The sequence below is a fragment of the Phytohabitans sp. LJ34 genome, from assembly GCF_052068095.1.
Lineage (GTDB): Bacteria > Actinomycetota > Actinomycetes > Mycobacteriales > Micromonosporaceae > Phytohabitans.
On record NZ_JBQHDG010000002.1, the window covers coordinates 121,624 to 140,398 of the forward strand.

The window sequence follows — 18,775 nt, forward strand, 5'->3', positions numbered from 1 at the left end:
CATGATTTCGCGTACCCCCTTTCGCCGGATCAGACGTCGACCACTCGTCATCGCCGTCGTCGCGGCGGCCGTCCTCGCGCTGCTCCCGCTCGGCGCGATACCGTTCGCCAACGCCGCGCCCACGCTGATCTCGCAGGGCAAGCCGGTCACCGCCTCCTCCACCGAGTCCGCCGCCTACCCGGCCACCGCGGCCGTCGACGGTAACACCGGCACCCGCTGGGCCTCCGGGTTCACCGATCCACAGTGGATACAGGTCGACCTGGGCACCACCGCCACGATCAGCCAGGTCGTGCTCCGCTGGGAGGCCGCGTACGCGTCGGCGTACCAGATACAGACCTCGACCAACGGCACCACCTGGACCAACGTCTACGCCACCACCACCTCCACCGGCGGCACGCAGACGCTCAACGTGACCGGCTCCGGCCGGTACGTGCGGATGAACGGCACCGCGCGGGCCACGGCGTGGGGGTACTCGCTGTGGGAGTTCGAGGTGATCGGCGAGTTCGGCGCCCAGCCCAACGTGTGCGGCACCGCCAACGCCGCCGCCGGCCGCCCCGCCACCGCATCCTCGACCGAGGCCGCCGCCTACCCCGCCTCGGCCGCGGTGGACGGCAACACCGGCACCCGCTGGGCCTCCGCGTTCAGCGATCCACAGTGGATCCAGGTGGACCTCGGCACCAGCCAGTCGATCTGCCAGGTGGTGCTCCAGTGGGAGGCCGCGCACGCGACGGCGTACCAGATACAGACCTCGGCCAACGGGACGAGCTGGACCACCGTCTACTCCACGACCACCTCCACCGGCGGCACGCAGACGCTCGACGTGAGCGGCACCGGCCGGTACGTGCGCATGAACGGCACCGCGCGGGCGACCGGCTTCGGCTACTCGCTGTGGGAGCTCCAGGTACGCGTCGGCGGCGGCACACCGACCACCAGCCCGCCGACCGGTGACCCGGTGGAGCCGACCGACCCGCGCAACCCCAACCTCGGGCCGAACACCTTCGTCTTCGACCCGTCCACGCCCACCTCCACCATCCAAAGTCGACTGAACACCATCTTCACCCAGCAGGAGACGGCGCAGTTCGCGCCCAACCGGTACGCGGTGCTTTTCAAGCCCGGCAACTACACCGCCGACGTCAACCTCGGCTTCTTCACCCAGGTCGCCGGGCTCGGCATGTCGCCGGACGACACCAACCTCAACGGCCACGTGCGGGCCGAGGCGTTCTGGATGGGCGGCAACGCCACGCAGAACTTCTGGCGCGCGGCCGAAAACCTCTCCGTCACGCTGCCCGCCGGCACCATCGTGGAGCGCTGGGCGGTGTCCCAGGCCGCGCCGTACCGCCGCATGCACCTGCGCGGCGCCGGCAACCAGATCCAGCTGTGGAACGGCGGCGACGGGTGGTCCAGCGGCGGCTTCATGGCCGACACCAAAGTGGACGGCCAGGTGGTCTCCGGCTCGCAGCAGCAGTGGTACTCGCGCAACAGCGAGTTCGGCAGCTGGAACGGCGGCGTGTGGAACATGGTGTTCCAGGGCGTCACCGGCGCGCCCGCGGCCAACTACCCCAACCCGCCGCACACGGTGATCGGGCAGACGCCGGTGGTCCGCGAGAAGCCGTTCCTGTACGTCGACGGCACCGGCGAGTACCGGGTGTTCGTGCCCGCGCTGCGCGCAAACTCGGCCGGCACGACGTGGTTCGGCAAGACGCCGGCCGGCTCGTCCATATCGCTGAGCCAGTTCTACCTGGTCCGCCCCGGCACCACCGCGGCCACCATCAACAACGCGCTCGCTGCCGGGCGGCATCTGCTGTTCACGCCGGGCGTGTACCAGATCGACCAGACCATCCGGATCACCCGGCCGGACACGGTGGTACTCGGCCTCGGCCTCGCCACCCTCCAGGCCAACAACGGCGTGACGGCCATGTCGGTCGCGGACGTCGACGGCGTGAAGGTCGCCGGCATCATGTTCGAGGCCGGCACCACCAACTCGCCGGTGCTGATGGAGGTCGGCCCGGCCGGGTCGTCGGCGAGCCACGCCGCCAACCCGACCTCGCTGCACGACGTGTTCTTCCGCATCGGCGGGGCGATCGCCGGCAAGGCGACCAACACGCTGACCGTCAACAGCGACAACGTGATCGGCGACCACATGTGGCTGTGGCGCGGCGACCACGGCGACGGCATCGGCTGGAACGTCAACACCGCCGACACCGGCCTCACCGTCAACGGCGACAACGTCACCATGTACGGCCTGTTCGTCGAGCACTACCAGAAGTACGAGGTCATCTGGAACGGCAACGGCGGCCGCACGTACTTCTTCCAGAACGAGAAGCCGTACGACCCGCCGAACCAGGCCGCGTGGATGAACGGGAGCACGCGCGGGTACGCCGCGTACAAGGTGGCCAACGGCGTCACCAGCCACGAGGCGTGGGGCGTGGGCAGCTACTGCTACTTCAACGTCAACCCCGCGGTGGTCGCCGAGCGCTCCTTCGAGGTGCCGGACACGCCCGGCGTCCGCTTCCACAACCTGGTGACGGTGTCGCTCGGCGGCGTCGGCACGATCAACCGCATCATCAACAACACCGGGGGTACCGCCAACACGGCGACCCAGCGGCAGACGCTGAACAACTACCCGTAGTCCCCCGTAGACCGCAGCCCTCCCACCAAGAGACCGTGGCCACGGACCGCCTCCGCGACGGGCGGCCCGTGGCCACGGTCCGGGCTACCGGAAGTCGTCCGCGTGGTCGCGGGCCCACTCGGCGAAAGCGCGGGCCGGGTGACCGGTCACCTTTTCCACATCCGGCCACGGGCGGGACAGCGCCGACCAGTCCTGCTCGGCGTAGCCGCTGTCGCTTTCCGGCGCGTCGCCGCCGTACTCGACGAAGCCGAGCATCAGGTCGGCACTCGCGGCCGCGAACCCGCCCTGCGCCAGCATCAGCGCCCGCGCCTCCTCGCGCGTCACCTCCTCGTACCGGACCTCCTCGCCGAGCGCGGCGCCAATCGCCCGCACCTGCTCGCGGACGGTGACCGCCGCGGGCCCGGTGATCGTGTACGCGGCACCGTGGTGCCCCTCCCGCAGCAGCGCCTCGACCGCGACGGCGGCGATGTCGTCTTCGTGGACCAGCAGCATCGGCTCGTCCGCGAACGGGTAACGCACCACCCGTTCGGCCCGCACCGTGGGCGCCCACATCTGGAGCATGTTGGCCATGAAGCCACCCGGCCGCAGGTGCGTCCACTGTAGACCGGACCGCGCCACGTGCGACTCGACCGGGTTGGTGTGCAGCCCGGCCGTCACAGACGCCGCCGACAGGTCCACGATCCGCCGCACCCCGGCGTCACGGGCCATCGCCACGACCTCCGCCGCGGTCCGCTCCACCGGGAAGAGGTAGAGGGCGTCCACATCGGCCAGCGCGGGCGCGACGCTCGCCGGATCTTCGAGATCGCCGCGCACGACCTCGACGCCGGCCGGCAGCCCCGCGCCGCCGGGGCGCCGGGTGAGCGCCCGGACGGCCACCCCTTCGGCCAGGAGGCGCCTGACCACGTTTCGCCCGACAAACCCGGTGGCACCGGTCACAAGAACTCTCATGCCGCCGACACTAGGCGGCAAGTAGGTCAGGAGCTGTCACACTTCCCGCGGGAGCGGGCCGAGGTGCGCGGCCACCCGCTCGCGGAGCAACCGGTACTCCTCCGCCCGCCGCGGCGGCGTCCCGGGCGGCCGGCTCACCGCACGCACCGCCACCACCCGCTGCCCGTCGACGAACTGCGACCGGGTCACGTCGATCTCGACGCCGCTGGCCAACCTGTTCCACCAGTGGAAGCCCTCCTGCACCGCGCCGCGCCACACCTCACCCAGCATCAGCTCACCGCCGAGCAGGTCGTGCAGCAACAGCGCGGTGATGTCGCACTGCCCCCAGGCGGGATTGCCGGGCTGCCAGCCGGCGCGCTCGACGTCGTCCGGTGAGCAGGTGTCGGCCGCCCAACTGGCCCGCAGCGCCGCCTCGATGTCGCCCAAGGTCCAGGGAGTCATCGCACGAGTATGCGAGGCGCCTACGACGAAAGGCGCCGGCGCCGCGAGTGGATCGCACGGACCAGCTCCGCGACGCCCTCCGCCCCTCGAGGTAGAGCTCGGCGCCGTCACCCCAGGCGGAGGAGCATCGCGCCGCCGTAGGCCAGGGCGGCGACCGAGCCGGTCAGCAACAGCAGTCCCCACAGCACCGGCGGGAGCAGCGTGAGCCGGCGCAGCTCGTCGTGGTCGGAGCCCTTGGTGGCGTACGCGCCGCCGCGCATGACCACCAGGCTCTGCTCCACCGCGGCGATCAGCAGGAACCAGGCCCACACGTGCGCGAGCAGCGCCTGGGTGGGCGGCTCGGTGTAGACGGCGGCGAGGAACGCGAGCACGACCAGCGCGGGCACCACCAGCCATCCGACCGGGCCGCGCACCACGAAGAGCATGAGCACCAGGAACGCGAGGCTGGCCCAGAAGACCGCCGCGGTGTAGCCGCGCACCGCCAGCCAGGCGGCGCCGAGCCCGAACACGGACGGGCCGAGGTGGCCCATCATCGTGACCGGCACGTCGATCGCCCACGGGAGCTTGCCGCCGAAGCTGGTGGCCGCGTTGCCGCCGCGCTCCAGGCGGATGCTCACCACCTTCTGCGCCAGCAGGCGACCGAGCAGCGCATGACCGCCCTCGTGGGCGACCGTCGCCGCGTACTTGGTCACCACGAACATCGGCACCGCACCGACCCAGGCGATCACCGCGGCCAGCACGACCACACGGGCGGGGTCGGCGTCGGTCACGGCGGCGGCGAGCGGCATCACAGGCGTCACGGTAAGGGCGGGCCGGGCTTGGTCACCATCGGCGAAACGGCAGGTCCGCGCTTAATCGGTTGTCCGCACACCGGTGGTCCTGATGGAGTGGTCAGCGACCCGACGTCCTGGAGAGGAGACCCGAGATGCGTGCCGCGTACATGTCCGTCCAGAAGGGAATCGACGCCTATGTAGAGGACATGACGCGTGAGTACGTTGAACCTGGGGATCCTGGCCCATGTCGACGCCGGTAAGACGAGCCTGACCGAGCGGCTGCTCTACGACGCCGGCGTGATCGACGAGATCGGGAGCGTCGACGCGGGTAGCACGCAGACCGACTCGATGGAGCTCGAGCGGCGGCGCGGCATCACGATCAAGTCGGCCGTGGTGTCGTTCGCGATCGGCGATGTGACCGTCAACCTCATCGACACGCCCGGCCACCCCGACTTCATCGCCGAGGTGGAGCGGGTGCTGAGCGTGCTCGACGGCGCCGTGCTCGTCGTCTCCGCCGTCGAAGGGGTGCAGGCGCAAACTCGCGTGCTGATGCGCACGCTGCGCCGCCTGCGCATCCCCACCCTGCTGTTCGTCAACAAGATCGACCGCTCCGGCGCGCGCTACGCCGGCCTGCTCGCCGCCGTCTCGGACAAGCTGACCACCGCCGCGGTACCGATGGGAACGGTCACATCGCTCGGCACCCGGCAGGCGGCGTTCGTACCGGACGACGCGGCGCTCGTCGACGCGCTCACCCGGCACGACGACGCGCTCCTCGCCGCCTTTGTGGACAACGAGAGAACGGTCACACCCCGCCGGCTGCGCGCCGATCTGGCCCGCGCCACCCGCCGTTGCCTCGCGTACCCCATCTTCTTCGGCTCGGCGATCACCGGCGCCGGCGTACCCGCGCTGATGAAAGGGATCGCGGACCTGCTGCCGGCCGCGGCGGGTGACCCGCGCGGGCCGGTCTCCGGCACGGTGTTCAAAGTGGAGCGTGGCCGGGCCGGCGAGAAGGTCGCCTACGTGCGGATGTTCTCCGGCACGGTCCGCACCCGCGACCGCCTCCGCGACGACAGCAAGGTGACCGCGATCGGCGTCTTCGACCGCGGCGGCACGGTGCGCGCCGACGAGGTTCCGGCCGGCCGCATCGGCAAGCTGTGGGGCCTGGGCGGTGTCCGCGTCGGCGACCCGATCGGCCGGCCGCACGGGACCGCGGCGCACCACTTCGCGCCGCCGTCGCTGGAGACGGTCGTCGAGCCGGCCCGCCCCGCCGACAAGGGCGCGCTGCACGCCGCCCTCACCCAGCTCGCCGAGCAGGACCCGCTCATCGACCTGCGGCAGGACGCGATCCGCCAGGAGATCTCGGTGTCGCTCTACGGCGAGGTGCAGAAGGAGGTCATCCAGGCGACGCTCGCCGGCGAGTACGGCGTGGCGGCGAGCTTCCGGGAGAGCACGACGATCTGCGTCGAGCGTCCGGCCGGCACCGGCGCGGCGGTCGAGTTCATGGGCCGGGACGGCAACCCGTTCCTGGCCACCGTCGGGTTCCGGGTGGATCCGGCGCCCGCCGGCTCCGGCGTCGGCTACCGCCTGGAGGTGGAGCTGGGGTCGATGCCGTACGCGTTCGTGAAGGCGGTCGAGGACACCGTGCGCGAGACCCTGGAGCAGGGCTTGCACGGCTGGCGGGTCACCGACTGCGTCGTGACCATGACCCACTCCGGGTACGCGGCGCGGCAGAGCCACGCGCACGCCACCTTCGACAAGAGCATGTCGAGTACCGGCTTCGACTTCCGCGGCCTCACGCCGCTGGTGCTGATGACCGCCCTCTCCCGTGCGGGCACGGTGGTGCACGAGCCGCTGCACCGGTTCCGGCTGGAGTTTCCGGCGGACACGTTCGGCACGCTGCTGCCGGTGCTGGTGCGGCTCGGCGGCGTGCCCGGTCAGCCCGACCTGCGCGGACCAGTGGGTGTGCTGGAGGGCTTCGTGCCCGCGGCGCGCGTGCACGAGCTTCAGCAGCGCCTGCCCGGCCTGACCCGCGGCGAGGGCGTTGTGGAGAACATGTTCGACCACTACGCGCCCGTGCGTGGCCCGGTGCCGTCGCGGTCGCGGTGGGACGCCAACCCGCTGGACCGCAAGGAGTACCTGCTGCGGGTGCTCCGCCGGGTGCCGTGAATGATCGGAGTCATGGAATTCGGAGTTGGCATCTTCCCCACCTACGACGGCATGAAGCCCGGTGACGTCGCCCGCATGGTCGAGGAGCGCGGCCAGAACGCGCTCTACTTCGCGGAGCACACGCACATCCCGGCCACCGAGACCGACCGCGCGCCGGGCAAGCCGCTGCCGTCGAAGTACTGGAAAACGTACGACCTTTTCGTCGCGCTGACGGCCGCCGCGGCGGCGACCAGCCGGCTGCGGGTGGCGAGCGGCATCTGCCTGGTCATCGAGCGCGACCCGATCGTCACCGCCAAGGAGGTGGCCAGCGTCGACCACCTTTCCGGCGGGCGGCTGGAGTTCGGGGTGGGCGCCGGCTGGAACCGCACCGAGATGAGCAACCACGGCACCGACCCCCGCGTCCGCATGCGGGTGCTGCGCGAGCGGGTCGAGGCCATGAAGACCATCTGGACGAACGACGAGGCGAGCTACTCCGGCCGGTACGTCAACTTCGAGCGCATCTGGTCGTGGCCGAAGCCCGCACAGCGCCCCCACCCGCCGGTCCTCGTCGGTGGGTCCGGTCCCACCGTGCTCGACCGGGTGCTGGCGTTCGGCGACGCGTGGTTTCCCAACTACTTCCCCGGCGTCTACGACAAGATCGCCGAGCTGCGCGCGCGGGCCGAACGGCCGATCGAGGTGCAGCTGATGAGCGTGCCGGCCGACCCCGCCGTCTTCGAACGCCTGCGCGACGCCGGCGTGCACCGCGTCGCCCAGTGGTTGCCCTCCGGCCCCCGGTGGCGGGTCGAGCAGGCGCTGGAAAAGTGGGAGCGCGCGATCGCCGAGTACCACCCGGAGTGACGCGGATGTTCATGTCACTGGTGACGCTCGTCGTGCCCGACTACGCCCCCGCCGTCGAGTTCTTCGTGGACGTTCTGGGCTTCGAGCTGGTGGAGGACACACCGTCCACGACCAACGACGGCCGCCCGAAGCGGTGGGTGGTGGTCCGCCCGCCCGGCGCCGAGACAGGGCTGTTGCTGGCCCGCGCCGACGGCCCGCGCCAGGAGGCGGTGGTGGGCGCGCAGGCGGCCGGGCGGGTCGCCTTCTTCCTGCGGGTGGACGACTTCGACGCGGTGTACAACCGGTTGGTGGCGGCGAGCGCGGAGATCACGCCGGCGCGCGACGAGCCGTACGGCCGCGTGGCCGTCTTCGCGGACCTGGCCGGCAACAAGTGGGACCTGGTGGGCCCGGTGAAAGGTTAGTGAAAGGTCGGGCTGCTAGCTTGCGGCCCGTGATGATGCGACGCGCCGTCCTGGGTGCGGCGGGCGCGGCGGCGCTGCTGCTCGCCTCCGCCGCCCCCGCGACCGCCGACAGTGTGGTGCGGTGGCTCACCGCGCAGCCGTGTGCCACCGCCCAGCTCACCGTCTCGTCTACACCGGACACCGACACGACGGTCTCCGGCTGGATCGACCCGTGTCAGCGGCCGGCCCGCGCCGAGCGGTTCGGCTTCGTCTACTACGTCCAGGACCCGGAGGGCGGCGGTCCGCGCGGATACGTCTACCTCGAAAGACTGCGGCACTACGGCACCGCCGAGGCGACCGCGTTCGAGGGGACCGTCGACCGCGACGTGGCGTCCCGCTTCGGGTCGGTGCTCGCCCTCTGCCTGGCCACCGGGCCCGGCCGGCTGGTCACCTGCGTCCCCGGCATGTACCCGGACGCCGACGCTCCCCCGCCGCCGAGGCCGACGCTCCAGGAACTGGCGGCTCTCCCGGTCATCGAGATCCCACCATCTCCGGCCGACCCGAACTGCGCCACCTGCGTGTAGGCGCGCCCGCCTTCAAGAGGGCAGCCCTGTCACAGGTGCCCGCGGGAGCATACGGTCTTCAGCTGGCGCGGACGGGGGCAAAATCAGGGCCTTTGCACGCGGGGTGACACACAACCCGTAGCGCTTCCTAGGAAGCTGGGCTAGTGGAACGGCGACGCAGCGTGAGGAGGGCGCCCGCCGCGACCAGGCCTACCCCCGCGGCCGTCGCGGCCTTCGGGAGCCACGGCGGGATGTCCAGGAAGACGGTGATGCCGAGGATCCGGGACAGGCCCCACGGCAGCAGGGCCATCTGGTCGTTCCAGACGGTGAGCGCGCGCTCCAGGCCCATGCCCGCCGCCACCCCGCCGAAGACCGCCACCGGCGCGCCGCCCGCCACCAGCACCCGGCCGGTCGCGTGGCGGGCGCCGAGGCCGTAGCCGCCGCGCAGGGCGTGGTAGGCCGCGACGAACACCCACAGAAACGCCGCGAACGCCGCCGTCACGTACACGCCCCGGGCCGGCGGGTCGGTCCAGAAGTTGAACCAGTAGCGGCCCGGCCCGCGGGACGCGGTGCCCACCAGCAGGATCAGCGTGCGGAGGACGGCCGCGCCGCCCAGCGCCGCCCACAGCGCGTAGGGGTCGGCGCCGCCGAGCAGCACGCGCAGCGCGACCGCGAAGAGCAGCCACGAGCCGAGGGTCAGCGTGAGGTGGGCCGGGGAGGCGAACCAGCTGTACGCCGCGCGGCTCAGCACCAGCGCCAGCGCCGGGATCGCCCATACCAGCAGGCGGTCGAGTGTGGACGGTGGGGGCGGCAGGTCACCGACCCGCCACGGGCGCGTCATGCCCACCCAGAGCGCCCGCAGCGCGGACGAGCGGCGGGAGAACGCGCCCACGAGCACCGCCGCGACGAGCAGCGCCAGCAACGCCCGGGCCAGCCACGCCATGGCGGCGTCCCGCTCGGCGCGGTCGAGGCCGATGTCCGCCGCGGGGAAGCGGAAGGCGGGCAGGTCGACGTCGTCGCCGTAGCGGGCGACGTGCGCGTCGCGGGCCTCGACGTAGCTGGCGCGGGCCGCCTCCCACGCCGCCCGCGCGTCCGGGTCGCCGGTGTCCAGCCACTGGGCGTACCGCAGGAACATCGTGCGGTAGGCGCCGAGGGTTTCGAACAAGTTCAACTGGAAGTCGAGGGTGTCCACGAACCGCTGCCGGAGCGCGGGATCGCGCCAGGTGGCCGGGTCGGTGGCGGCTATCCGCTCGCGCATGCGGCCGGCGAGCGCGACCGCGTCGCCGCCCTCGCGGATCGCCTCGTCGAGGTTGTCGCGGCTGACCGAGTAGATGCTGTCGAGCACCGCGCTGTCGCCGGTGACGATGTCCCACTCGAAGATCCACATCATCGGCGGCGGGTGCACGCCGAGCGCCTTGACCGTGCGGTTGGCGTACGGTCCGATGTAGAGCCCCTTCGTCACCGCCTGGCGCGACATGGCCATCACTTCGCCGATCGCCGCCACAGTGGACGGATCCGCGGAGAAGGTCTGCCGCGCCCAGTCCGCCGTCACCTCCCCCGGGTCGGCGTCCGGATCCCAGGCGAGGCGGGCGGCGGAGTAGACGTTGAGGTCGTAGAGCTGCCAGAAGCCCTCGCGCAGGTAGAGCGTGCGCGGCCCGGCGCGCAGCGGCCCACCCCCTTGCGTCCACGTCCACACGCCCTCGACGTTCGGGTTGGCGGCCAGGAACCGGCGCAGCGCGGCCCCGTGCAACGAGCCGAGGTCGTTGGGGAGCGCGCCGAAGACCTCGAACTCGCGCCGCGCCTGGAATTCCACGATCCGCCGCTGCGTGCCCATCTCCAGCGTGTGGTTGAACGGCAGGTGGCTGTAGTAGTCGCCGAGGCAGTACTTCGTGGACACGATGAGGTGCGGGTCGTCGATGCCGCCGAGCACCTCGTCGTACGACTCCGCGTCGATGTGCATCTCGCCGACCGCGCCGACCCCGATGCTCCAGGTGCGGAAGATGATGTCCCGCTCCCCCTCGCCGGCGACGGCCAGGAGCGCGCGGAGCATGGCGCGCACGGCCGCGGGCGTCTTCACCGCGATCTCCGAGGTGTAGTCCCACCCCGGGAACTTGTAGATGTCACCGCCCTCGCCGATGCGCACCATGAGGCCCGCCGCGTACGGCAGCGAGGTGAAGAACTCGCGCAGCCCGGCCTGGTAGACGCTCCACAGGCGAGGGTCCTCGGCGTTCATGCCGCCGGGCGCGCCGCGCAGGTGCTCGCGGAGCGGCGGGGAGAGGGCCAGCATGTCGGTCATGAAGTAGACCTTCATGCCCATGTCGGCGGCGTAGCGCCAGACCGGGCCGAAGTGCTCCACCATCGCGCGGGCCCGCGCCACGTGCGGGTCGCCGTCAGGGTAGACGCCGATCCCGTCGAACGTGACGTACTCCAGGAAGCCCTGCACGACGACGCCGTTGTACCCCTGGGCGAGCGAGTGGTCGACGAGCTCGCGAAACTGCTCCGAGATGCGGTCGACCGCAACTCTGTCCACATAGGGCGGTCCACTGAGGACGGCGGGGCCGACCACGTCGGTGTTGAGCGAGTAGTCGTCGCTGCCCGCCCAGCCGGCCGGGTCGGCGTCGACGCCGACCGCGCCCGAGTCGACCAGGCGCAGGCCGAGGCGGGGCGTGACGATCCGGCCGTCGTCGGCGGGTGGCAGGACGGGTGCGCCGGACCGGATCCGGTCGGCGACCGTGTAGAGGCCGGCGGAGGCGCCCGCCGGGGTGGCCGCCTCCAGGACGAGGTCGGCGCCGGCGCGGCGGAGCCGGAACGCTTCGCCGGCGAGGCCGCCAACCGCGGAACCTTCCGCCCCCGGCGGCTCAGCGCCCGGCGGCGGGCCGCCTTCCGGCGCCGGCGGCTCGGTGCCCGGCGGCTGGTCGCCCTCTGGCGCCGGCGGCTCGGTGCCCGGCTGGTCGCCTTCTGGCGCCGGCGGCTCGGTCAGGGCGACCCGGAGCACGGGGCCGTCGCCGCCCGCTCCGGGCGCGGGTGGGGTGGCGCCACCGGGCGCGGGTGAGGCGTCGCCGGCCGTGACCGGGCCGCTCACCACCATCGGCTTGGCGCCGCCGCGCTCCGCGAGGGCACCGGCGACCGCGTCCGCGGCGAGCCCGACCCGCCGGTCCACCGGCACCTCGACCCGGGCGAGCCGCGGCGCCGGCTCCATCTCGCGCGGCGGTGCCGCCTTCAGGTCCTCGGGTGGCACGTCGGCCGGCGTGAAGCTCAGCCCGAGCGCCTTGTCGACCTGCCAGGCGATGGCCGCGCCGACGCCCAGCAGCACGAGCGCGGTCGCGCCGGCGATCCACGGGCGCGCGGCCAACCCCCGAAGCATGCCTACCCCGCTCCGCCGCTCGGCGCTCGTCCGCCGTCGGGGTCGAGGCTCGCGGCCTCGCGGCTCCCGCTCAAGGACACGCGGCCATCCTACGGCCTGATCAAGCCACCACCTGGTTCAAGCCAGCAGGCGGTCGAGGAACGGGTTGGTGAACACCCGGTGCGGGTCGAACGTGTTCAACACATCGACGGCGGCGTCCCACGTGGGGTCGGGGCCCTGGCGGTAGGAGTCGGGCACCGTGCCGGTCACGAAGGGTACGTCCGCCCAGGCCGCGTCCGTCGTGTAGCCCCAGCCCTTCGACCACTCGGCCCGCACCGCCGCGTAGCCCTGGTAGGTCGCGAGGAAGAACTGCTCCATGTCCCGGTAGAAGGCGTGCGCGCCGGGCGCGGTCGGGAAGGTCAGCACGTCGAACCACACCACCACGTCCCAGTCGGGGTGGTCGGCCCGTGGCCGCGCGGCGGACAGCGCCGGTGGCGCCGCGCCGGGTACGCCGCTGTCGGCGGGCCGGTCCACCCCGGCGACCCGGATCTCCACCTGCCCGGTCACCGGGTAGAGCCCGCGCGCCTGGTACGCCGCGACCGACTGCTCGTGGTACACGGCGAACTCGTGCACCACCCGCTGGATCGAGGCGCGGCTGGTGTGCACGGCGTACCCGTTCGCGGTCTCCCGCAGCGTGGTCGGCTTGACGTACAGCAGCAGGTTCTTCGAGCGGCCCCACAGGTCGGTCGAGACGGTGGCGGTGAGCCCGGTGGCCGCGACGGTGTACTGGAGCTGCCCGAACGTCGGCGTCAGCTCCCACTCCCCCGCCAGCAGCCGCTCCGCCAGGTCCGCGACGGCCTCGGGCACGTTGTCGGAGAACGGGTAGTTGTACGGCGCGACGACCGGCCGGGAGGTGAGCGGCCGCTGCGGGCTGACGCTCCACACCTTGACCCACGGGTGGGTGGTGTTGGTGAACCAGATCGCCTCCACCCGCCCGCCCTCGTCGACGTAGCGGGCGTACGTGCGGCCGGGCGAGCCGGGCGGGGCGAAGAGCTCGCGCGCCGGTACGTCCACATGCGACAGGCAGCGGAGGTTGCTGTCGGCGCCCACCCGCAGCACCGCCTCGGTGATGAACGCTCTGCCCACATGGGTGAGAAGCGCCGGCCCCTGGGGATCGGCGCGGTTGAACGTGTTCAACACATAGCGGCCGGCTGATGGGTCCCAGACCACGGCGGTGAGCGAGAGGACGAGGTTGCTGAGCGTGCCATAGGTGTGCCCGGGGGCCAGCGTCTCGCCCGTCGCCGCCACCGAGGTGCCGTGGCCGTTGATGGCAAGCACGCCGCCCACGCTCAGGTCACCCGGCGCGGGCGTGTTGGTGACGCCCAGGCCGTTGCCCTCCAGGAAGGCGAGCAGGTCGTCCATGGACGCGCCGGCCTGCACCCGCACGGCCGACGAACCGGGCACCGGACCGGCGACGACCGACATCGCCGTCAGGTGGCGGGTGGTGTCCACGAGCAGCACCGGGTCCGCGGGAGCGGTCTCCTCGGTCACCGTCAGCGGCGCCCACCCGTGCTTGAAGCCACGCGGCCGCACCTTCCAGCCGGCGCCGTGCGCCCAGTTGACGACGGTCACCACGTCGGCGGCGGTGCGCGGGACACAGGTCCACAGGCTGGCGACGCGGATCTCGCCGGCCCAGTTCTCGTAGACCTCCCGGTGCACGTCGATGCCGGCCGGGAAGCCCGGCGGCGGGTCCTCACCGAGCACACCGGCGGGCAGCCAGGCGACGCCGGCGGCGGCAGCCGACGCGCGGAGCAGGTCACGGCGGGTCAGTTCGGCCATGGTGGACAGTGTGGGCACGCGGTGGCGCCCACCGCTGGGCGAGCGCCCGCTAACGACCGGTTGGCGCAGTGTGGCAGATGACCAACAAACCGCGGCGAGGTGTCATTGCCGTTTCCGCGTGGCGCGGGCGACGCCGTGCCCTGTGCGGCGGCGGCCTCAGGACCATCATGTCCCGGGTCCGCGTCAGCCGCGGACCGCCGCTCCCGCCGGAGACCGCGCAGGTCGGCGGCTCGCGGAGCGAGCCGAATTCCCCGACCTGCGCTGCCAGGTCCGCGGCGCACGCCCCCGGTGGAGACCTCGGCCGCTGGTCGGCGAGGCTCCCTCGTTTGGCCCGCTCGTCACGAGCCCGATCTGAAGGACGGAGCTTGGGCTGCCGCGATGTGCGTCGTGGTCCGGACCCGGTCACCCGTCCGCTGTTGCTCGCGGTTAGTTCGGCGCCTCCGGCGGGGCCTCGGGCTTCGCACGCTGGCCGCGGCTTTTGGGGATGGCTGGCCAGGTGGGTCATGATCGCCGGCCTACTTCCCACTGGTTGGGGATGTGGCTCAGCATGTGGGCGGCGTCATGATCGTTCGCCTGAAATGGGCGTGACACGCCGAGGATTACGCCCTTATCGGGCGAACGATCATGCGCTGCGACCGCCACAGCCCCGCATCTCCCACGTGACGGGACGATCGGGTCAGCATTCGGAAGGCGTCGTGATCGTTAGCCCGGAACCTGTGTGACACGCGGACGAGAACGCGGTTCTAGGGCTAACGATCATCGAAGCGCGGTGGACACCGGGGCTCGCGGAGCCTTGCTTGGCCGAGCCCCAAGCCCGGCCAACAGCCGCGAAAGTCGAGGGGCCGACAAAAATACCAAGATCTGGTGGCGGGCCCGCGGCAACCGGGCTGGCCGCCGATCAAGGTCTAGCCCGTGGGCTTGCACCGCGGGCTCGGCGGCGGATGGCCGGACACCGACCGGTGCGGTCAGCGGGCCAGCCGCTTCGACAGCCACCCGAGTGCCATCGGATATCGGTGGTCGATGGCCATGTGGCTGCCTTCGAAGTGTTCGAAGTGGACCTTCTCGTCGGGCACGCCGATCCGGGCGAGGCCGGCGCGGAACGCCTCGGCGCCGAGGTCGAGGAACCACTCGTCGCGGGTGCCGGCGTCGATCCAGGCGGCGCGGAGGGAGCGGAGCGCGTCCGGGTACCGGTCGATCATGCGCACCGGGTCCCAGGCCAGCCACCGCTCCCACAGCTCGGGGCGGAGCTGACCCGTGTGCGGGTCGAACGGCAGCTCGGGGGTGCCGTCGTCGCGGGCGGAGTAGCAGGCGGAGCAGCCGAGCACGATCAGCAGCGTCTGGTCGGCCTCCTTGGTGAAGGCCGTCCGCGACCGGAAGTCGTCCCACCAGCGCTGGATGTCGCCGCCGTAGTCGCGTAGCGCGCGTACGGCCTTGCCGAAGTCGTTGAGGTACACGTACTCGTAGAGGCTGTCGCCGGCGTGGCTGGCGAACGCGCCGAAGAGGTCGGGCCGCAGCATCGGCGTGATCATGGCGCCGAAGCCGCCCGAGGACTTGCCGCTCACGGCGCGCGACTCGCGGTCGGCGATGGTGCGGTAGCGGGCGTCGACCCAGGGCACGATCTCGTCGCAGAGGTACGAGTGGTAGCGCCCGGTGCCCGGTGAGTCGACGAACTGGGAGCCGCCGTACGCCGTCCACGCGTCGACGTAGACCACGACGCACGGCGGTGCCTCGCCGGAGGCGAAGACCGCGTCGGCCGTCTCGATGAACGGCTGCCGGTAGGGCGTGCGGTTGGCCCACATCGCGACGTGGCCGGTGTACCCCTGTAGCACGTACACCGCCGGGTAGCGGGTGGTGGTGTCGCTGTCGTAGCCGGGCGGCGTATACACCCACAGTGGACGCTCGTGGGGATCGCCGAGCGGGTTGCCGCGCAGCAGCTCAGACTCGATCACCGCGCGGTCGAGGCGACCGGCGAGCTCACCCTCCCAGGGCAGCATGGTGGCGTTTACTGGGCCGCGAGCACGTCGACGACGAAGCGCAGCGGCCCGGCCGGCGCGCCGGCCTGCTGCGGGTTGTCGCCGTACGCGAGGTCGGCCGGGATGTCCAGCTGCACGCGGCTGCCCACCGTCACACCGACCAGACCCTGGTCCCACCCGGGGATCACCTGACCGACGCCGATCGGGAAGCTGGCCGGCTGCCCGGCCTTCCACGAGGCGTCGAACTCCTCGCCCTTGGCGTAGGTGACGCCGACGTAGTTGACGGTGATGGTCTGCCCGGACTTGACCGCCGCGCCCTTGCCCTTGATGAGCGGGGTGACGACAAGCTTGGACACGGTGCCGCTGCCCGCCTTGACCACCGGCTTGGTCTTGAGCGCCGGGTCGGCCCCGGCCGGAAGCGGGACCTCACCTGCCGGAGGCGGCGCCGCCGTGGTGGCCGGTGCCTCCGGCTCGGCGACGGCGGTGGGAGTGGGGCTGGCGGTCGTGGTGAGCGCGGGCGAGCCGACGTCTTCGCCGTCACCGCCGCTGCGCGCGACGAAGAAGACCGTGACGAGTATCGCGACGACGGCGACGCCGACACCGGCGCCCGCGAACGCCTGGTTGCGCTTCTTCACCTGCGCGGCCCGTGCGGCAGCCGCCTTGGCGGCAGCGCGCCGCTCCTGCTTGGGCGTCCTCTGTTCCGCCACCACGCCTCCTCAATCGGCAAGACTCCGACACCTTACCGGCACGACCTGAGCCCCACCCACGTGCGGGGTCAGCGGCCGAGGACCCCGGAGTAGACATCGACCAGCGTGCGGACCACCGCGTCCTGGGCGTAGCGGGCGATGGTCGCGCGGCCGTCGCTGCGCGCGCCGGACTCCAGCACCTCGGCGGCGGCCGCCACCAGCGCGGACACGAGCTCGGCGTCGGACGGCGGAAACGGCACCACCGCGGAGGGCGTCACGCCGGCCAGGACCTCGCGGGCGTCGCCGACGTCGGCGCTGACGACCGGCAGGCCCATCGCGGCGGCCTCCTTGACGATCAGCGGGCCGCTCTCGGTGCCCTTCCGGGAGGTGACCAGCAGCAGGTCGGCGGCGGCGAACTTGGGCACCACGTCGGCGCGCACCTGGCCGGGGCCGGGCAGGATCAGCTCGCGGACGGGCAGCCCGCGCTCGCGGAGGCCGGCGAGCACGGCCGTGAAGATGTCGTAGCGCTTGACCGCGTTGTCCGGCGCGGCGCCGAAAAGTACCACCAGGTCGTCGGGCTTGAAGCCCAGCCGGGAGCGGGCCGCCGCGCGGTCTTCCGGCGAGAGCGGGGTGAAGAGATCGAAGTCGATGCCGTTGGGCACGATCACGCCGGCGGGGTCACCCGCCGCCTCGACAAGGCGGCGGGACGGGTACACGCGCACCGCCGGCCGGCCCGCGGTGAGCCGGGTGATCCGGCGCTGCCACGGCTCGTTGACGTCGCTGCCGTACAGCGACAGCACCCGCGGCACGCCGCGGACCAAGCGGGACGAGAGCGCCGTCAGTCCATAGTGGACGTGGACCAGGTCGTAGCCGCCGCGCGCGGCGCGCCGGCGCACCCGCGGGGCGGCCAGCAGGTAGTCGGCCTTGCCCCGGGACTGCGCGACGACCTCCACGTCGACGTCGTGGCCGAGCTTGCGAAGGCCCTCCACCTGCTCGGCCACGAACACGCCGCGGAAGCTGCCCGGCGCCGGCCACAGGTTCGTGACTGCTAACACCCGCATGTCAGGCGACGCGCATCTCAGAAGAAGGACTTCACCGCGGCGACGACGCGCGCGAGCTGCTCGTCGGTCAGCTCCGGGTAGATCGGCAGCGACAGGCACTCGTCGGCCCACGCCTCGGTCAGCGGCAGGTCGCCGCGCTTGTGGCCGAGCGACGCGTAGGCCGGCTGGAGGTGCAGCGGCACCGGGTAGTGCACGCCGGCGCCCACGCCCTGCTCCTTCAAGAACGACAGAAGCGAGTCGCGGTGCGAGGTGCGCAGCAGCGCGTGGTGGAAGACGCTGCGCCGGTCCGGCGTCGCGGGCGGGAACCACAGGTCGCCGACGCCGGCCAGCTCGGCCTCGTAGCGCGCCATGAGCGCGACGCGCCGCGCGTTGTCGGCGTCGAGCGTGGTGAGCTTCGCCGACAGGACCGCCGCCTGGAGGGTGTCCATGCGGTGCGCGTACCCGATGATCTCGTGCTCGTACTTGGTGGTGCGCCCGTGGTCGCGGAGCTTGCGCACGGCGGCGGCGAAGTCGTCGTCGTTGGTGGTGATGGCGCCCGCGTCGCCGAAGGCGCCCAGGTTTTTACCCGGGTAGAACGAGAAGCAGGCGGCGATGCCCCACCCGCCGGCCCGCACCACGCTGCCGTCGGCCTTGACCACGTCGGCGCCGTGCGACTGGGCCGCGTCCTCGATCAGCGGTACGCCGGCCGAGGCGCACACCGCGGTCAGCTGCTCCAGGTCGGCCGGGCGGCCGTGGATGTCGACGGGGAGCACCGCGCGTACCCCGTCGATGGCGTCCTTGAGCGCGACCGGGTCCATCGCGCCGGTCTGCGGGTCGATCTCGACGAACCGCGGCGTCGCGCCCAGCCAGGTGATCGGCTCGGCGCTCGCGATGAACGTGTGCGCGGGCACCGCCACCACGTCGCCGGGGCCGACGCCCGCGGCGGCGAGCGCGAGGTGCAGCGCGGCGGTGCCGGAGCCGACGCCGATCGCGTGCTTCGTGCCGCAGAACGCCGCGTACTGCGCCTCGAAGGCCTTCAGCTGCGGGCCCTGGATGAACGCCGTGCTCTCCACGACCTCGCGCATGCCGGCGTCGATCGCCTCCTTGTGGCGCAGGTAGGAGGCCTTGACGTCGACGAGCGGTACTGCGGTGGTCAT

At 72.3% G+C, this 18,775-nt stretch carries 14 protein-coding genes; 5 read left to right on the forward strand and 9 right to left on the reverse strand.

Translation table 11 applies throughout. The features are described 5' to 3' along the window. Position 1: 1 nt before the first annotated feature. Positions 2 to 2,629: a discoidin domain-containing protein gene (locus ACTMTJ_RS03620; protein ID WP_441214597.1), complete on the forward strand. Its 2,628-nt coding sequence runs from the start codon at positions 2 to 4 to the stop codon at positions 2,627 to 2,629. An 84-nt stretch (positions 2,630 to 2,713) separates the two neighbouring features. Here the strand turns inward: ACTMTJ_RS03620 and ACTMTJ_RS03625 are convergent, their stop codons facing one another. The 3 genes from ACTMTJ_RS03625 to ACTMTJ_RS03635 all read right to left on the reverse strand — a co-directional run bounded on the left by ACTMTJ_RS03625 (position 2,714) and on the right by ACTMTJ_RS03635 (position 4,806). Next, on the reverse strand, positions 2,714 to 3,577 hold the full coding sequence (locus ACTMTJ_RS03625; RefSeq protein ID WP_441214598.1) for an SDR family oxidoreductase: 864 nt from the start codon (positions 3,575 to 3,577) through the stop codon (positions 2,714 to 2,716). Between the two features lie 36 nt (positions 3,578 to 3,613). Next, positions 3,614 to 4,018, reverse strand: a complete 405-nt coding sequence (locus tag ACTMTJ_RS03630) for a YunG family protein (protein WP_441214599.1) — start codon at positions 4,016 to 4,018, stop codon at positions 3,614 to 3,616. 107 nt (positions 4,019 to 4,125) lie between these two features. Then, positions 4,126 to 4,806, reverse strand: coding sequence for a M50 family metallopeptidase (locus tag ACTMTJ_RS03635; RefSeq protein WP_441214948.1), 681 nt, complete (start codon positions 4,804 to 4,806; stop codon positions 4,126 to 4,128). 198 nt (positions 4,807 to 5,004) lie between these two features. Here ACTMTJ_RS03635 and ACTMTJ_RS03640 point away from each other — a divergent pair, with 198 nt between their 5' ends. Genes ACTMTJ_RS03640 through ACTMTJ_RS03655 form a run of 4 tightly spaced genes read left to right on the forward strand, consistent with a single transcriptional unit; the run spans position 5,005 to position 8,758 of the window. Further along, positions 5,005 to 6,957, forward strand: coding sequence for a GTP-binding protein (locus ACTMTJ_RS03640; RefSeq protein WP_441214600.1), 1,953 nt, complete (start codon positions 5,005 to 5,007; stop codon positions 6,955 to 6,957). Between the two features lie 12 nt (positions 6,958 to 6,969). Beyond that, positions 6,970 to 7,794 (forward strand): TIGR03619 family F420-dependent LLM class oxidoreductase, encoded by an 825-nt coding sequence (locus ACTMTJ_RS03645; protein WP_441214601.1) that lies wholly within the window; start codon positions 6,970 to 6,972, stop codon positions 7,792 to 7,794. Between the two features lie 5 nt (positions 7,795 to 7,799). Continuing rightward, on the forward strand, positions 7,800 to 8,195 hold the full coding sequence (locus tag ACTMTJ_RS03650) for a VOC family protein (protein ID WP_441214602.1): 396 nt from the start codon (positions 7,800 to 7,802) through the stop codon (positions 8,193 to 8,195). A 29-nt stretch (positions 8,196 to 8,224) separates the two neighbouring features. After that, positions 8,225 to 8,758 (forward strand): hypothetical protein, encoded by a 534-nt coding sequence (locus ACTMTJ_RS03655; protein ID WP_441214603.1) that lies wholly within the window; start codon positions 8,225 to 8,227, stop codon positions 8,756 to 8,758. Between the two features lie 127 nt (positions 8,759 to 8,885). Here ACTMTJ_RS03655 and ACTMTJ_RS03660 read toward each other — a convergent pair whose 3' ends face one another. The 6 genes from ACTMTJ_RS03660 to ACTMTJ_RS03685 all read right to left on the reverse strand — a co-directional run bounded on the left by ACTMTJ_RS03660 (position 8,886) and on the right by ACTMTJ_RS03685 (position 18,775). Beyond that, positions 8,886 to 12,101 carry a hypothetical protein gene (locus tag ACTMTJ_RS03660; protein WP_441214604.1) on the reverse strand — a complete coding sequence of 1,072 codons (3,216 nt, stop codon included), beginning with the start codon at positions 12,099 to 12,101 and terminating at the stop codon, positions 8,886 to 8,888. A gap of 117 nt (positions 12,102 to 12,218) precedes the next feature. Beyond that, a complete protein-coding gene (locus ACTMTJ_RS03665) occupies positions 12,219 to 13,919 on the reverse strand; it encodes a cholesterol oxidase substrate-binding domain-containing protein (protein WP_441214605.1) in 1,701 nt (566 codons plus the stop codon). Between the two features lie 965 nt (positions 13,920 to 14,884). Then, a complete protein-coding gene (locus ACTMTJ_RS03670) occupies positions 14,885 to 15,913 on the reverse strand; it encodes an alpha/beta hydrolase-fold protein (protein WP_441214606.1) in 1,029 nt (342 codons plus the stop codon). A gap of 8 nt (positions 15,914 to 15,921) precedes the next feature. Then, positions 15,922 to 16,599, reverse strand: coding sequence for an FKBP-type peptidyl-prolyl cis-trans isomerase (locus tag ACTMTJ_RS03675; RefSeq protein ID WP_441214607.1), 678 nt, complete (start codon positions 16,597 to 16,599; stop codon positions 15,922 to 15,924). Positions 16,600 to 16,667: 68 nt separating this feature from the next. Next, positions 16,668 to 17,639: a glycosyltransferase family 4 protein gene (locus tag ACTMTJ_RS03680; protein ID WP_441214608.1), complete on the reverse strand. Its 972-nt coding sequence runs from the start codon at positions 17,637 to 17,639 to the stop codon at positions 16,668 to 16,670. 17 nt (positions 17,640 to 17,656) lie between these two features. After that, positions 17,657 to 18,775, reverse strand: coding sequence for a DegT/DnrJ/EryC1/StrS family aminotransferase (locus ACTMTJ_RS03685; protein WP_441214609.1), 1,119 nt, complete (start codon positions 18,773 to 18,775; stop codon positions 17,657 to 17,659).

Excerpts from the sequence above, each read along its gene's own strand:
- ACTMTJ_RS03620 (WP_441214597.1), top strand. The coding sequence starts at position 2 with ATGATTTCGCGTACCCCCTTTCGCCGGATCAGACGTCGACCACTCGTC.
- ACTMTJ_RS03625 (WP_441214598.1), bottom strand. The coding sequence starts at position 3,577 with ATGAGAGTTCTTGTGACCGGTGCCACCGGGTTTGTCGGGCGAAACGTG.
- ACTMTJ_RS03630 (WP_441214599.1), bottom strand. The coding sequence starts at position 4,018 with ATGACTCCCTGGACCTTGGGCGACATCGAGGCGGCGCTGCGGGCCAGT.
- ACTMTJ_RS03635 (WP_441214948.1), bottom strand. The coding sequence starts at position 4,806 with ATGCCGCTCGCCGCCGCCGTGACCGACGCCGACCCCGCCCGTGTGGTC.
- ACTMTJ_RS03645 (WP_441214601.1), top strand. The coding sequence starts at position 6,970 with ATGGAATTCGGAGTTGGCATCTTCCCCACCTACGACGGCATGAAGCCC.
- ACTMTJ_RS03650 (WP_441214602.1), top strand. The coding sequence starts at position 7,800 with ATGTTCATGTCACTGGTGACGCTCGTCGTGCCCGACTACGCCCCCGCC.
- ACTMTJ_RS03660 (WP_441214604.1), bottom strand. The coding sequence starts at position 12,101 with ATGCTTCGGGGGTTGGCCGCGCGCCCGTGGATCGCCGGCGCGACCGCG.
- ACTMTJ_RS03665 (WP_441214605.1), bottom strand. The coding sequence starts at position 13,919 with ATGGCCGAACTGACCCGCCGTGACCTGCTCCGCGCGTCGGCTGCCGCC.
- ACTMTJ_RS03670 (WP_441214606.1), bottom strand. The coding sequence starts at position 15,913 with ATGCTGCCCTGGGAGGGTGAGCTCGCCGGTCGCCTCGACCGCGCGGTG.
- ACTMTJ_RS03680 (WP_441214608.1), bottom strand. The coding sequence starts at position 17,639 with ATGCGGGTGTTAGCAGTCACGAACCTGTGGCCGGCGCCGGGCAGCTTC.
- ACTMTJ_RS03685 (WP_441214609.1), bottom strand. The coding sequence starts at position 18,775 with ATGACCACCGCAGTACCGCTCGTCGACGTCAAGGCCTCCTACCTGCGC.